Annotated in this window: 13 protein-coding genes; 8 read left to right on the top strand and 5 right to left on the bottom strand. The window is 52.8% G+C overall.

Annotated features, from left to right (window positions below):
- Nucleotides 1-160 precede the first annotated feature (160 nt).
- Nucleotides 161-1357: a glycine C-acetyltransferase gene (locus BZG13_RS06210; RefSeq protein WP_077485855.1), complete on the top strand. Its 1197-nt coding sequence runs from the start codon at nt 161-163 to the stop codon at nt 1355-1357.
- Nucleotides 1358-1376: 19 nt separating this feature from the next.
- Nucleotides 1377-2405, top strand: coding sequence for an L-threonine 3-dehydrogenase (gene tdh / locus BZG13_RS06205; RefSeq protein ID WP_108743522.1), 1029 nt, complete (start codon nt 1377-1379; stop codon nt 2403-2405).
- 82 nt (nt 2406-2487) lie between these two features.
- Here tdh and BZG13_RS06200 read toward each other — a convergent pair whose 3' ends face one another.
- Together BZG13_RS06200 and gpmM are read right to left on the bottom strand one after the other, a co-directional pair.
- A complete protein-coding gene (locus BZG13_RS06200; RefSeq protein ID WP_077485851.1) occupies nt 2488-3621 on the bottom strand; it encodes a peptidoglycan DD-metalloendopeptidase family protein in 1134 nt (377 codons plus the stop codon).
- Between the two features lie 7 nt (nt 3622-3628).
- Nucleotides 3629-5167 carry a 2,3-bisphosphoglycerate-independent phosphoglycerate mutase gene (gpmM, locus tag BZG13_RS06195; RefSeq protein WP_077485849.1) on the bottom strand — a complete coding sequence of 513 codons (1539 nt, stop codon included), beginning with the start codon at nt 5165-5167 and terminating at the stop codon, nt 3629-3631.
- A 477-nt stretch (nt 5168-5644) separates the two neighbouring features.
- On the opposite strand from gpmM, the gene BZG13_RS06185 reads away from it, so the two are divergent.
- The 4 genes from BZG13_RS06185 to cysE all read left to right on the top strand — a co-directional run bounded on the left by BZG13_RS06185 (nt 5645) and on the right by cysE (nt 8661).
- The gene (locus tag BZG13_RS06185; protein ID WP_069361902.1) at nt 5645-6106 is read left to right on the top strand and encodes a rhodanese-like domain-containing protein; all 462 of its coding nucleotides are present in this window, start codon (nt 5645-5647) and stop codon (nt 6104-6106) included.
- Between the two features lie 97 nt (nt 6107-6203).
- Nucleotides 6204-6683 carry a protein-export chaperone SecB gene (secB, locus tag BZG13_RS06180; RefSeq protein WP_069361901.1) on the top strand — a complete coding sequence of 160 codons (480 nt, stop codon included), beginning with the start codon at nt 6204-6206 and terminating at the stop codon, nt 6681-6683.
- A gap of 9 nt (nt 6684-6692) precedes the next feature.
- Nucleotides 6693-7712, top strand: coding sequence for an NAD(P)H-dependent glycerol-3-phosphate dehydrogenase (gene gpsA, locus BZG13_RS06175; protein WP_077485845.1), 1020 nt, complete (start codon nt 6693-6695; stop codon nt 7710-7712).
- Between the two features lie 115 nt (nt 7713-7827).
- Nucleotides 7828-8661 (top strand): serine O-acetyltransferase, encoded by an 834-nt coding sequence (gene cysE / locus BZG13_RS06170; RefSeq protein WP_231637427.1) that lies wholly within the window; start codon nt 7828-7830, stop codon nt 8659-8661.
- A 189-nt stretch (nt 8662-8850) separates the two neighbouring features.
- Here the strand turns inward: cysE and pfkA are convergent, their stop codons facing one another.
- From pfkA to BZG13_RS06155, 3 genes are all read right to left on the bottom strand, one after another.
- On the bottom strand, nt 8851-9813 hold the full coding sequence (gene pfkA / locus BZG13_RS06165) for a 6-phosphofructokinase (protein WP_069361899.1): 963 nt from the start codon (nt 9811-9813) through the stop codon (nt 8851-8853).
- A gap of 187 nt (nt 9814-10000) precedes the next feature.
- Entirely contained in the window at nt 10001-10891 is an 891-nt protein-coding gene (gene fieF / locus BZG13_RS06160) for a CDF family cation-efflux transporter FieF (RefSeq protein WP_069361898.1), read from the bottom strand.
- Between the two features lie 76 nt (nt 10892-10967).
- The gene (locus BZG13_RS06155; RefSeq protein WP_077485844.1) at nt 10968-11423 is read right to left on the bottom strand and encodes a Spy/CpxP family protein refolding chaperone; all 456 of its coding nucleotides are present in this window, start codon (nt 11421-11423) and stop codon (nt 10968-10970) included.
- Between the two features lie 167 nt (nt 11424-11590).
- On the opposite strand from BZG13_RS06155, the gene BZG13_RS06150 reads away from it, so the two are divergent.
- Together BZG13_RS06150 and cpxA are read left to right on the top strand one after the other, a co-directional pair.
- Nucleotides 11591-12286 (top strand): response regulator, encoded by a 696-nt coding sequence (locus BZG13_RS06150; RefSeq protein ID WP_077485842.1) that lies wholly within the window; start codon nt 11591-11593, stop codon nt 12284-12286.
- Nucleotides 12274-13674 (top strand): envelope stress sensor histidine kinase CpxA, encoded by a 1401-nt coding sequence (gene cpxA, locus BZG13_RS06145; protein WP_077485840.1) that lies wholly within the window; start codon nt 12274-12276, stop codon nt 13672-13674. Before BZG13_RS06150 ends, cpxA begins: the two co-directional genes overlap by 13 nt.
- Nucleotides 13675-13712 lie beyond the last annotated feature (38 nt).

The raw sequence follows: 13712 nt of genomic DNA, 5'->3' as shown, positions 1-13712 counted from the left end.
ATTCGTCCAGCTTGCCAGTGATTACACGATATGAATCACTGTCTAGCGCCCCTTGTTGGCACAAAACACGCGAACGTGCCATGATAGCAAGCATTCATTCGTCGTACACAATGTGTGCGGCGGCCTTCCCAAAGTAATCATCACCAGCATGGAGATTGCGATGACGGCTGCCTTCTATCAGCAAATGCGTCATCAGCTTGAGCAAGTAAAAGCTGATGGCTTGTACAAAAGTGAACGCCTTATTACCTCACCACAAGCGGCCAGTGTCGCCGTCAATCATGAACAGCAGGTACTGAACTTTTGCGCCAATAACTACCTAGGGTTAGCCAATCATCCTGCTTTGGTTGAGGCTGCCAAAGCGGGGATGGATGAGCACGGCTTTGGTATGGCGTCGGTGCGATTTATTTGTGGCACGCAAGATGCTCACAAAACGCTGGAAGCCAAGTTATCTGACTTTCTCGGGATGGAAGATACCATCCTGTATTCCTCATGCTTTGATGCCAATGCGGGATTGTTCGAGACCATTCTCGGCCCAGACGATGCCATTATTTCTGATGCGCTTAACCATGCGTCAATTATTGATGGCGTGCGCTTGTGTAAAGCCAAGCGTTTCCGTTATGCCAATAATGATATGGATGAGTTGGAAGCCCAGTTAAAAGCGGCGAAAGCGGCGGGTGTGGCCAATATCTTGATTGTCACGGATGGTGTCTTCTCGATGGACGGCGTGGTGGCGAACTTGCCGGCTGTGTGCGATCTGGCGGAGCAATATGGCGCGTTGGTGATGGTGGATGACTCCCATGCGGTCGGCTTTATGGGTCAGAACGGTCGAGGCACCCACGAATACCATCAAGTGATGGATCGTGTCGACATCATCACCGGTACCTTGGGCAAAGCCATGGGCGGTGCTTCAGGAGGCTACACCTCAGGCAAAAAAGAGGTGATTGATTGGTTGCGTCAACGTTCGCGCCCTTACCTTTTCTCCAACTCGCTGGCCCCCGCGATTGTATCTGCCTCTATTCGCGTACTGGATATGCTGGCCGAAAGTGATCACTTGCGTGAGCAGCTTTGGGATAACAGCCAACACTTCCGTGCACGCATGACGGAAGCGGGCTTTACCTTGGCGGGCGCTGATCATGCCATTATTCCCGTGATGCTCGGTGATGCCAAAGTGGCCAGTGATTTTGCCGAGCGGATGATGGAAGAGGGCGTCTATGTGGTGGGCTTCTCCTACCCAGTGGTGCCCAAAGGGCAAGCACGTATTCGCACCCAGATGTCAGCCGCGCATACACGTGAGCAACTGGACCGTGCCATTGATGCCTTCATCAAAGTGGGCAAAGAGATGAAATTGATTGGGTAATGTCATGACACAAACAACCATGAAAGCCTTGGCCAAACTCAAGGCGGAGCCCGGCATTTGGATGACGGAGGCCGAGCTTCCTGAGCTGGGGCATAACGATCTGCTGATCAAAATTCGTAAAACGGCCATCTGTGGCACCGATGTGCATATTTATAAGTGGGACGAGTGGTCACAAAACACCATCCCTGTTCCTATGGTGGTCGGCCATGAATATGTCGGTGAAGTGGTCGGCATTGGCCAGGAGGTACGCGGTTTCTCATTGGGGGATCGCGTATCGGGTGAGGGCCATATCACCTGTGGGCATTGCCGTAACTGTCGTGGCGGTCGTACTCACCTGTGCCGCAACACGGTTGGTGTGGGCGTCAACCGTGAAGGTGCGTTTGCCGAGTACTTGGTGATCCCTGCGTATAATGCGTTCAAAATCCCCGATGAGATTTCGGATGACTTAGCCTCGATTTTTGACCCATTTGGCAACGCCGTCCATACCGCGCTCTCGTTTGATTTGGTCGGTGAAGACGTATTAATCACTGGCGCGGGCCCGATTGGCATCATGGCCGCTGCGGTGGCGCGCCATGTAGGGGCGCGTCATGTGGTGATCACCGATGTGAACGAATATCGCCTCGAGCTTGCCCGAAAAATGGGCGTGACCCGCGCGGTCAACGTCGCCAATACCTCGCTGGAATCGGTGATGGAAGAGCTGGGGATGAGTGAAGGCTTTGATGTTGGCCTCGAAATGTCCGGCGTGCCCGCAGCGTTTAATAGCATGCTGGCAGCCATGAACCATGGTGGCAATATTGCGCTTCTTGGGATCCCACCCAGTGATATGGGGATTGATTGGAACCAGGTGATTTTTAAAGGCTTGGTGATCAAAGGCATCTATGGCCGTGAGATGTTCGAAACCTGGTACAAGATGGCGTCGCTCATCCAATCAGGGTTGGATTTAACCCCGATCATCACCCATCACTACAGCGTGGATGACTTTCAACAAGGCTTTGATGTGATGTGCTCAGGCCAATCAGGCAAGGTGATCCTCGATTGGCAAGACTAATGCCCGGCAGCCGGAACCATGTTTAGCCGTGTTGATGCGCGCTAGGCACGAGTGAAAACGCCCGCCTACCCGGTGGGCGTGTTTAATCCAGCCAAGGGATGGGGTTGGTGGTGTTGCCTTTGCGGCGAATTTCGAAATACAGAGAAGGGGTGGATTGGCCACCGCTGTCGCCCACCAAGGCGATAGCTTCCCCGGCGGTCACCGTATCGCCCACATCTTTGAGCAAGGCTTGGTTGTAGCCATACAAGGTCATGTCCCCTTTACCGTGATCGACGGCAATCAACAGGCCATAGCCACGCAACCAACTCGACAGCACCACTTTACCGGCATGGGCGGCTTTGACCTCGGTACCGCGCTTGGCACCAATCACGATACCATTCCATGACACCTCACCGGATTGGCGCTCGCCAAAACGATGGAGCAGCTTCCCTTGGGTGGGCCAGTGAAGTTTGCCTTTGGCCTTGCCAATGCCCGCCATTTTTACTTGCGCACGCCGCGCGGCCGCGGCGATCTGCTCTTGCAGCCGTTGCTTATTGGCCTTGAGTTCAGCTAAATAAGCATTGTCGCTGGCAATTTTGGCCCGGATTTTTTTCGCGGTTTGGCTTTGCGAGGCTTGCTCCCGTTCCAACGCTTGTTTTTTCTCGGTTAACTCTGCGACCAAGCTCGCCTGCTTATCACGTTGCTGTTTGAGCTGATGGGCCGTGAGTTGGTAATCGGTGCGAGTCGCAGCTAGTGACTCGATCGCCTCCCGCATGGTGCTTGCAAGTACCTCAGCGTACTTTGTGAGGCGGTCAAGTTTCGCGGGTGACTCTTGGCTAAGCAGACGTTTAAGCTGATCATGCTCGCCTTGGCGATATTGAGCATCGATCAATTCGGCCAACTGTGCCTGCTGGGCAATCATCTCTTGTTTGAGTCGCGCTTGTTTTTTGCTGAGGCGCGTGATTTGAGTATCAGTCTGCTGCAGGGTTTGCTGGGCTTGTCGTGTTTTTTTAGACAGGGTATCAATGCGTGTCGACTGTGCTTTTAGATCGCTTTGTAACGCATTGAGCTTTTTATTATGCGCCGCCAATTGCGATTGCTGGCGTGCAATTTCATCGCTCACTCCCTCTAGCTCAGAGTTGGCATTGGCTGAGCCAATCAACAGGCAGAGAAAAACGCCAGTGCATAATGCACTGGCGCGGAGGGTTTGGCGTAAGCGTGTTCGTTTTTCCCGCATAGGGGGATTATTTCAGATCGAACAGTGGCTTGCCAGTCATCTCTTCAGGAATCTCCATACCGGTCAATGCCAGCATGGTCGGTGCCAGATCAGACAGCTTACCGCCCTCTTTCAAGGTCACTGGTTTGCTACCCACATACATCAGTGGCACTGGCAAGTTGGTGTGTGCGGTATACGCACCACCGGTCTCTTCGTTGACCATCATCTCAGCGTTACCGTGGTCGGCGGTGATCAGCATCTGACCATCGACTTCTTTGATGGCTTCCAAGACACGGCCGATGCAATGATCGACAGCTTCACAAGCTTGAACTGCCGCGTCATACACCCCAGTGTGGCCCACCATGTCACCGTTTGGATAGTTACAGATGATCATATCGAACTTACCAGACTTAATCGCATCAACGAGCTTGTCGGTCAGCTCTTCTGAACTCATTTCTGGTTGCAGATCGTAGGTAGCGACTTTCGGTGAGGCGACCAAGGCACGCTCTTCGCCTTCAAACACGGTCTCGATACCGCCGTTGAAGAAGAAAGTCACGTGTGCGTACTTCTCGGTTTCAGAGATACGCAGCTGAGTTTTACCATTTTTTGATAGCCACTCGCCAAGGGTGTTGGAGAGGCTTTCAGGTGGGAAGGCCACCGTGGTATCGATGTCGGCTGCATATTCTGTCAGCATCACAAAGTCAGACAGCTCGGCGTATTTTTTACGCGTAAAGCCATCGAAATCCGGCATAAAGGCACGCGTCATTTGACGGGCACGGTCGGCTCGGAAGTTCATGAAAACGACCGCATCGCCATCGTTGATGGTCGCTTTGTTGTCACCGTCACGGTAAATTTCCGTCGGGGCGACGAACTCATCATTTTCTTCACGTGCGTAAGCCGCTTCCAAGCCTTCTACGGCGCTGGTCGCAGTGAATTCACCTTGCGCTTGGGTGAGCAAGTCATAGGCGCGCTCGACACGGTCCCAGTTGTTGTCACGGTCCATGGCGTAGTAGCGACCAACCAGTGATGCGGTACGGCCTTTACCCAGCTTTTCAAACAGGGCATCGAAGCGCTCTAGCGATGCTTTTGCACTGCGTGGCGGCGTATCACGGCCATCCAGGAAGCAGTGTAGATAAATCTGATCGGCGCCACGCTCTGCGGCCAGTTCAACCATGGCGGCAATATGATCTTCATGGCTGTGCACACCGCCTGGCGACATCAGGCCCATGATGTGCACGGCTTTGCCCTTATCGACGGCTTTATCAACAGCGGCGGTCAGTGCGGGCGTTTGATTAAACTCACCGTCCGCAATGGATTTGGCAATACGGGTCAAGTCTTGGTAAACCACGCGGCCAGCGCCGATGTTGACATGGCCAACTTCTGAGTTACCCATTTGTCCATCAGGCAGACCCACATCGAAACCGGACGCTGAAATCAGTGTGCTGTTATCGGCCATGAGGCTATCGATCACAGGCGTGTTGGCGTTGGTAATCGCGTTATCACTTTGAGGGTCGCGATAGCCCCAGCCATCGAGAATCACCAGTGCAAGTGGTTTTTTCGCAGACATGTTACGTCCTCTTAATTCAAGCAAAAGACTGACATTGGATGCCAATGACATTGGATGTCATGGAGCAACCACTGAGGCATGGAGCCAGATTCATGGCTAGCTTCAGGACTCAGTGTGTGCGTAATTTTACAACATTTTACGGGCTGATATGTAGGCTAAGATCAATTATCCCAGCTGACAAGTTAACCAGCAAGCCTTGGTTCACTTGCCTTCGACCCTTGACTCCCCTCATTATGGCGAAGATCGCCGCTGTGCGCGAATGGCTTGGCTCAATTTCTGCGATTGATGAAACCTTCTTTCTTTTCAAGTTATTGAGCGGAAGGTGAAAACGCGTGGACGTGCGTATGAGTGAGCAAACGCGCGATTTCGTCTCGGCAGGCTGTAAAACCATGGCGAGCAGGTTATACTCGACACTATTTTCACCCTTGATGGACTCTCGCCTTTGGCGAGACAAGCAAGCAGTATAGAGCAAAGGTTATGCAGGAATATATTGATTTTGTCTCCAACAACATGATTCTCACCCTTGTCTGGGTGGGTTTGGCGGCCGCTTTACTGATGTCGCTGATTAAACAAAAAACGGCTGCCTACAAAGTGGTCGGTCCTAATGACGCGGCGATCCTTAACAACCGAGAGAATGGGGTGTTTGTCGACATTCGTAGCCACGATGAATTTCGCGCTGGTCACATCACGGGTGCGCTTAATGTGTTACCGAGCGAAATCAAATCACAGTCGTTTGGTGAACTTGAAAAACACAAAAATGACCCCATTATCGTGGTATGTAAAACTGGTCAAACGGCGACTGACAGTGCCAATCAACTGGCGAAAGCGGGCTTCGAATCCGTGTATATTCTCAAAGACGGTTTGACCTCTTGGAACGATGCCAAAATGCCACTTGTTCGCGCCAAAAGCGGCAAGGGCAAAAGCAAAAAGAAAAAGTGATCCTTCACTCAATTCTCGAGCGACCGCATGACGCGGTGGCTCGCATTTTTTAATGTGCCAGGCGCATTTGCAATTTTTTAAATAAGGACGAACCATCATGGCTGAAGCCGAAAACAACCAACAAGCCGAGCAAAATTTTGCCATTCAACGCGTTTTTCTCAAGGACGTGTCTTTTGAAGCGCCAAACTCTCCAGAAGTGTTCCAGCAAGATTGGGCGCCAGACGTTAACCTCGATTTGGATACGCAAAGCCGCGAGTTGGGTGAAGGCATCTATGAAGTGATCTTGCGTTTGACCGTGACGGTGAAAAACCAAGAAAGTAATGCCTTCCTTTGTGAAGTGCAGCAGGGTGGTATTTTCTCTGTGTCAGGCATGGAATCGCCTCAATTGGCACATTGCCTGGGCGCGTTCTGTCCTAACATTCTTTTCCCTTATGCGCGTGAAACCATTTCTAGCCTCGTTGTGAAAGGGACCTTCCCGCAGCTAAACCTGGCACCGGTTAACTTTGATGCCTTGTTCATGAACTACCTGCAGCAGCAGGCAGGCGAAGCATCTAGCGAAGAAGACGCGCAAGCGTAAGGTGTGATGATGACAGATCTTGCTCCCACTCAAGACGCAGCGATTACGGTTCTGGGCGCTGGCTCTTACGGGACAGCGCTGGCGATCTCGTTGGCCAGAAACGGCGCTAACGTGGTGTTATGGGGGCACGATCCGAGTCATGTCGCGCAGCTAGAAATTGATCGCGCCAACCAAGCGTTTCTTCCCGATGTGGCGTTTCCAGACTCATTAGTGCTCTGTGCGGATCTTTCTGTTGCGGTTAATGCCAGTCGCGATTTGCTTGTGGTCGTTCCCAGCCATGTGTTTGCTGATGTACTGAGCCAGGTGCGCCCTCACTTACGGGCCGACTCTCGCATATGTTGGGCGACCAAAGGCCTAGAACCGGAAACCGGGCGCTTATTGCAAGAGGTGGCGCGGGAACAATTGGGTGACGATATTCCGCTCGCGGTGTTATCTGGCCCTACGTTTGCCAAAGAACTTGCCGCGGGCATGCCGACCGCGATTTCGGTGGCCTCGCCCGATACAGAGTTCGTGAGTGATTTACAAGAAACCATTCATTGCCAACACAGCTTCCGTGTGTATGGCAATCATGATTTTATCGGTATGCAGCTTGGCGGCGCGGTGAAAAATGTGATTGCGATTGGGGCAGGGATTTCCGATGGCATTGGCTTTGGCGCCAACGCACGGACGGCATTGATTACCCGCGGGCTTGCCGAAATGACCCGGCTGGGTGAAGCACTGGGCGCCTCTCGAGATACCTTTATGGGGATGGCGGGATTAGGGGATTTGGTGCTGACCTGCACCGATAACCAATCACGTAACCGTCGCTTTGGCCTGGCATTAGGCCAAGGTGAAGATGTGCAAGGTGCCCAAGACAACATCGGCCAAGTAGTCGAAGGGTATCGCAACACCAAAGAAGTATGGGCACTGGCCCAGCGTGCGGGGGTTGAGATGCCGATTGTTGAGCAGATTTATCAAGTGCTGTATCAAGGCAAACTGGCCCACCATGCTGCGCGCGATTTGCTGGCACGAGACAAAAAGTCCGAATAACAGCAAAGACAAAGAGAATAACGCGCGGGGTGAGAACCGCGCGTTTTTTTTATACACTGGCGTGGGGCGGTGTTGTCGCCTGAGTGGTAGATCATTTGGGATAAGGATGAAGGCAGTGAATCAGGCCAAAAAACAATGCCAACAAGATCGTGTCTGGCAAGCAGTGAAAAAAGAAGCGCGTGAGCATTCAGAGCGTGAGCCGATGTTGGCGAGTTTTTACCACGCCACCATTATTAAGCACGACAATTTAGCCAGCGCACTGAGCTATATTCTCGCCAACAAGCTTTCCACGCCCTCGATGCCTTCAATGGCGGTGCGAGAGGTGATAGAAGAAGTCTATGCCAATGATGCTTGTGTCGCGGAATCCGCGGCGTGTGATATTTGTGCCACCGTTGAGCGCGATCCGGCTGTCGAATTGTATTCAACGCCACTTTTATACTTGAAAGGCTTTCATGCGTTGCAAGGCTTTCGGGTTGCCAACTGGCTATGGCGTCAAGGACGCAAAGAGTTAGCCACTTACTTACAAAACCAAATTTCGGTGACCAGCCAAGTGGACGTTCATCCAGCGGCCTGTATTGGTCGTGGCATTATGTTTGACCACGCCACGGGTATTGTTATTGGTGAAACCGCGGTCATTGAAGACAATGTGTCTATTCTCCAAGATGTCACCTTGGGCGGCACCGGCAAAGAGGGCGGCGACCGCCATCCGAAGATCCGCACTGGGGTGATGATTGGTGCAGGGGCGAAAATACTGGGTAATATTGATATCGGTGAAGGCGCGAAAATTGGCTCTTGCTCTGTGGTGCTTAACCCCGTACCGCCTCATACCACGGTGGCTGGCGTACCGGCAAAGATCGTAGGTCGACCCAGCTCGCACATGCCATCGCTGGATATGGATCAAGAATTTAATGGCTCGCACAAGACATTTATCTCGGGAGACGGGATATGATGCGGCTTGCATAAGCGCGGATTGCATAATCGCGGATTGCATAATCGCGGCTTGCATAAGTGCGGATTGCACAAGCGCGAGTATTGTTTTCTAGAGTGACGGGATAATGCGCCGACTCAAGTGTGGGGTCAGAACGAAAAACGGAGCCCTCGGCTCCGTTTTGGCAATAGATGAAAGCTTCGCCGCGAGTTAGAACAGCTTTTCAGCGACTTCGTATAAGTCATCGCGGAATGGGCGCTTCATGTTTTCAATCGCATCAACGATGTCATGGTGCACCATTTTGTCATTCTGAATACCGACACAGCGTCCCCCTTCACCTTGTTGCAGAAGGTCAACGGCGTAAGCGCCCATGCGCGAGGCAAGAATGCGGTCAAAGGCGCCGGGCTGGCCACCACGTTGAATATGACCAAGAATGGTCGCGCGTGTTTCGCGGCCAGTTTCTGTCTCGATGAACTTCGCGAGTTCATTCGCGTCGGTCATCAGCTCAGTGATCGCGATAATCGCGTGTTTCTTACCTTTGTAGATGCCTTCTTTCACTTTGGCGAGAAGCTTGTCTTTATCCAAGCCGATCTCTGGGGTGATGATGTATTCACAGCCACCGGCAATCGAAGCCATCAAGGTTAAGTCACCACAATGGCGTCCCATCACCTCAACAATAGAGATACGCTGGTGAGAAGATGAGGTGTCGCGCAGGCGGTCAATGGCGTCAATCACCGTGTTCATCGCCGTCATATAGCCGATGGTGTAGTCCGTCCCCGCAACATCATTATCAATGGTGCCCGGCAGGCCAATACAGGGGTAACCCATTTCGGTCAGTTTCTTTGCCCCCATGAATGAGCCATCACCACCAATGACGACCAAGGCGTCGATACCGTGCATCTTCAGGTTCTGAATCGCTTGCTCACGGACTTTTTCGTCGGCAAACTCAGGAAAACGTGCCGAACCTAAAAATGTCCCGCCGCGGTTAATCACGTCGGAAACACTGGTGCGGTTGAGGCGTTCAATACGGTTTTGATGCAGGCCGAGAAAGCCATCATAAATACCACATACTTCTAAGCCTTCGCTGAGCGCGCTGCGAACCACACCGCGAATCGCTGCGTTCATACCTGGCGCATCACCGCCACTGGTCAAAACACCAATTTTTCTAACCATGGGTTACCCTCTAACTGTTCGTCACTTAATTCGTGCCGATTGCGGTAATGGCAACCTGCTTGCCCCAGTGAACCCGCAATGACGATCGCTTAAACTGTAATTTTCCTACTTCTGTAATAGTATTACAATTGCTATAGAAAAAAAGTTGATACATGTCAGCCCGATGAGCTTTTGTTCAGGTTACCTCTCACGCCTTTGCCTCTTTTGGCACCACGGATTTGGGATCTTGATGGATGATCACATCTGCCCCGGGAAAGGCGACGAGCAACCTATCTTCCACTTCATCGGCGATAGTATGTGCATCCACTAAGGGTAGCTCGTCATCCAGCTCTATGTGTAATTGGATAAACTTTGTCATCCCCGCCTGACGTGTGCGTAATTGATGAATGCCGTGCACCCCAACCACTGAGCTGGAGAGCACGGCAATTTTTTCTTGCTCTTCAAGCGGTAATTGCCTATCGAGTAGTGATTGGATGGCCTCATAAGCCATTTTAAGCGCTTGCGATAAGATAAACAGGCTGATGGCAATCGCAAACCAGGCATCGGCGTGTGTCCAGCCGTACCAACTCAGTCCAAGGGCAATAATAATCGCGACGTTCATTAATAAATCAGATTGATAATGAAGGGCATCGGCGGCGATGGCGGGGCTGGCGGTTTTGCGGATCACCCACTTTTGAAACAGCACCAAGCCGAGGGTGATCACGGTGGCACCGACACTGACCATAATCCCCAGTTCAGGGGCGGCAATCGGTACAGGCTTGAACAAACGTTCGAGTCCACTGAGCAGCAAGAAGGAGGCGGAGCCAATAATGAAGGTGGATTGCGCCAAGGCGGCCAGTGATTCGGCTTTACCGTGGCCAAAACTGTGTTCGCTATCTGCCGGTTGTACTGCATAGCGCACCACGAGCAAGTTGGTGAGCGAGGCGAGCAAATCGAGCAATGAGTCAACAAACGAGGCCAGCACACTGACCGAGCCGGTGAGCCACCACGCGATGAGTTTGGCTAACAGGAGAAGGGTCGCCACACAGGTGGCTGCCCACGCCGCGGCTTCAACCCAAAACGCATACTTTTTTGTCATACAGAGGGCAGTCGGTTAATTAACACTGCCCTCAGTATATATGCCATTGACGGCAAACGTATGACACGGCGCAGGTTTAGCGCCAACAGTCACCTTTTTGACCCGGTTGACGATTCTCCCCTTTACCACGGTGACCGTGGCCGCGTTGCGCCCGCTTTTCCGTCATCGCATCAAAAAAGGCGCTCTGTTGCTCAGCGGTCAGCACTTGTAACATCGCATGCTGATGGCGGGCATGACTAACGCGTCGCTCAAGATTAGGTTGTGACTGAGACGACAATAGGTCGCGCACCGCTGCTTCATCGAACGTCTCTTGGGTAAGCAGTGTATGCATATTGGTATGGAAGTCGCTTCGTGCTTGTTGACGCTGGGCGCGATAGTCATCTCGCAATGCTTCAAGCTGCGTCTTTTGCTCAGCGGTCAAATCCAGATCACGCCACAGACTGCGGTCCATGCCACCACTAAAGTGCGGGGCAGCCAAGGTGGGAAGGGTCACTGCCGCAAGTGCTAAGCCAATCGTAAAGCGTTTCATCATCTCTCTCCTAATTGGAATGTTTACCCTGTTAGCCTACGGACTGGGATGTAAAGTGACGTTATTGGGTGTAAAGATGGGTAAAGTCACGCATGTGTGTGAGCCGCTATGATAGAAATACACCCTGTTGGGTGTCACAAACACGCCACCTTGGGAGTGAGTGTAAAAGCATGTATCAGGTTTTAATCATCGATGATGACACAGCGTTAACGGACCTTCTGAGCGAACTACTGTCTTTGGAGGGATTTGCGGTGCGCTGCGCGGATAACGGCCAAGTGGGGGTGGAGATGGCAAATGCGTCCCCGCCCGATATCATTTTGCTGGATGTGATGATGCCAGTACTCAACGGGATGGAAACCTTGCGCCAGCTACGCGCGACCTCCAACGTGGCGATTTTGATGCTCACTGCGCGAGGTGAGGAAGTGGATCGTGTGATGGGACTAGAATTAGGCGCGGACGACTATTTGGCTAAACCCTTTAGTGATCGTGAACTGCTTGCCCGAATGCGTGCCATTTTACGCCGGACGCAGGGAGATGGCGTTGAACCGACGCAATCGGACGAGGAGCCTGTCCTCGCCCACCATGACGTGCGGGTCTACCCACGCCGGTTAGAAACCCTATGTCAAGACAGGCCCGTGGAGCTAACGGGGATGGAAACCGAAATGCTCGCCTGTTTACTTCATCACCCTGGCGAAGTGGTGAGTAAATCCTTGCTCAGCGAACAGGTACTGGGCAAGCGCTTAATGCCGTTTGATCGGGCGGTCGATGTGCATATCTCCAACTTACGCAAGAAGCTGCCCGAGCGCCTTGATGGTAAGCCAAGGATCAAAACATTGCGCGGGAAAGGTTACTTATGGGTCGATTAATAGCGCTGCGGCAGCGTATCGGTGAACGTTGGGCGCGATTACCCTTTCTTGGCAGCCTTTATGGTCGGGTTTTTATTATTTTTTGGCTCACTTTGCTGGTGGTGCTCGCGGCAGTGATGTGGGCACAGCGTGGTGACCCGCGTAGCTTACATGCGATCTCATCCGTCGAAAAAGCGCGCATACAAAGTCAGATTGAGAAATTGATGGCCATCGCGCAGCGCCGAGAGGTACCGCTCTCTGTGCTGGTGGCACGGCAACATCAATATCGCGGACACCGCCGCACACCGTACAAGCTCTACTGGGTGCCTGACAGCGCACCGCTCGACGCGCTTCCTCGCGAGTTACGCCACTTTATGTCACGAACGTCAGACACTGCCGAGCCTTTGCAACGCCTCTATCATCGCCACATGTTCGCGGGGCCGTTTCCGGTCCAGACCTCCGATGCGTCGGGGCGTTTTTATCACGCCAGACGCTGGCAGCCCAGACTGCCCTTTGTCCTGAAAATATTGGAAAAGCCGGAGCATCTATTAGGTGTCACCATGTTGGTGAGCACACCTTTATTATTGTGGTTAGCGTATACCTTAACGCGCCCGGCCAGGCGCTTTCAGGCGGCCAGTCAACGGGTGGCCCACGGGGAGTTAGTGACAGACTCTGATCTTGAGCAAGGCCCGAGGGAGTTTCGCGACGCGGGGCAGGGCTTTAACCAAATGGTGACCGCGCTTAATCAGATGGTGACCGGACAACAACAGCTGGTCTCAGATATTTCTCATGAATTACGCTCACCGCTCACGCGTTTGCAAATGGCGCGGGCCCTCGCTGCGCGTGAGCTGGGCGATAGCGAGGCGTTAGCGAGAATTGAACGCGAAGCGAGCCAACTTGAGGCGTTGATCAGCGAGTTACTCACTTTGTCACGCTTACAATCCCAAGGCCACCTGGCGCGAGAAAGAATCAGTGCTGATGCCTTGTGGCAAACAGTGATAGAGGATGCCCAGTTTGAAGCCGGTCAACAGGGTAAGCAGGTCACCAGCAAGGGGATCCCAGATGCCATGCTGACCGTCAATGTGCGCCTGGCGCGTAGTGCCTTAGATAACGTATTACGCAATGCCATTCACTATGCCGGCCAACACGTTCACATCACGGTGGAACGAGACGCGGGACAGCTCTGCCTCTCGGTTGTTGATGATGGGCCTGGGGTGCCAGAGAGCATGTTAAAAGACATTTTCCGCCCGTTTTACCGGGTATCGGCCGCGCGCGATCGCCACAGTGGCGGCTCAGGATTGGGACTGGCGATTACCGCACAAGCGATTCAACAGCACGGTGGGCAGGTTAACGCATCCAACCGTCCACAAGGTGGGCTAGCGGTGTGTTTATACTGGCCATGTGGTTAATATTGCGCAATCCACAAGCGGTTGCGACAATACCGCCT

It is taken from the genome of Salinivibrio sp. ML323, assembly GCF_001995745.1.
GTDB lineage: Bacteria > Pseudomonadota > Gammaproteobacteria > Enterobacterales > Vibrionaceae > Salinivibrio > Salinivibrio kushneri.
The sequence above is the reverse complement of the archived record's forward strand: the minus strand, read 5'-3'. Positions and strand labels throughout refer to the sequence as shown.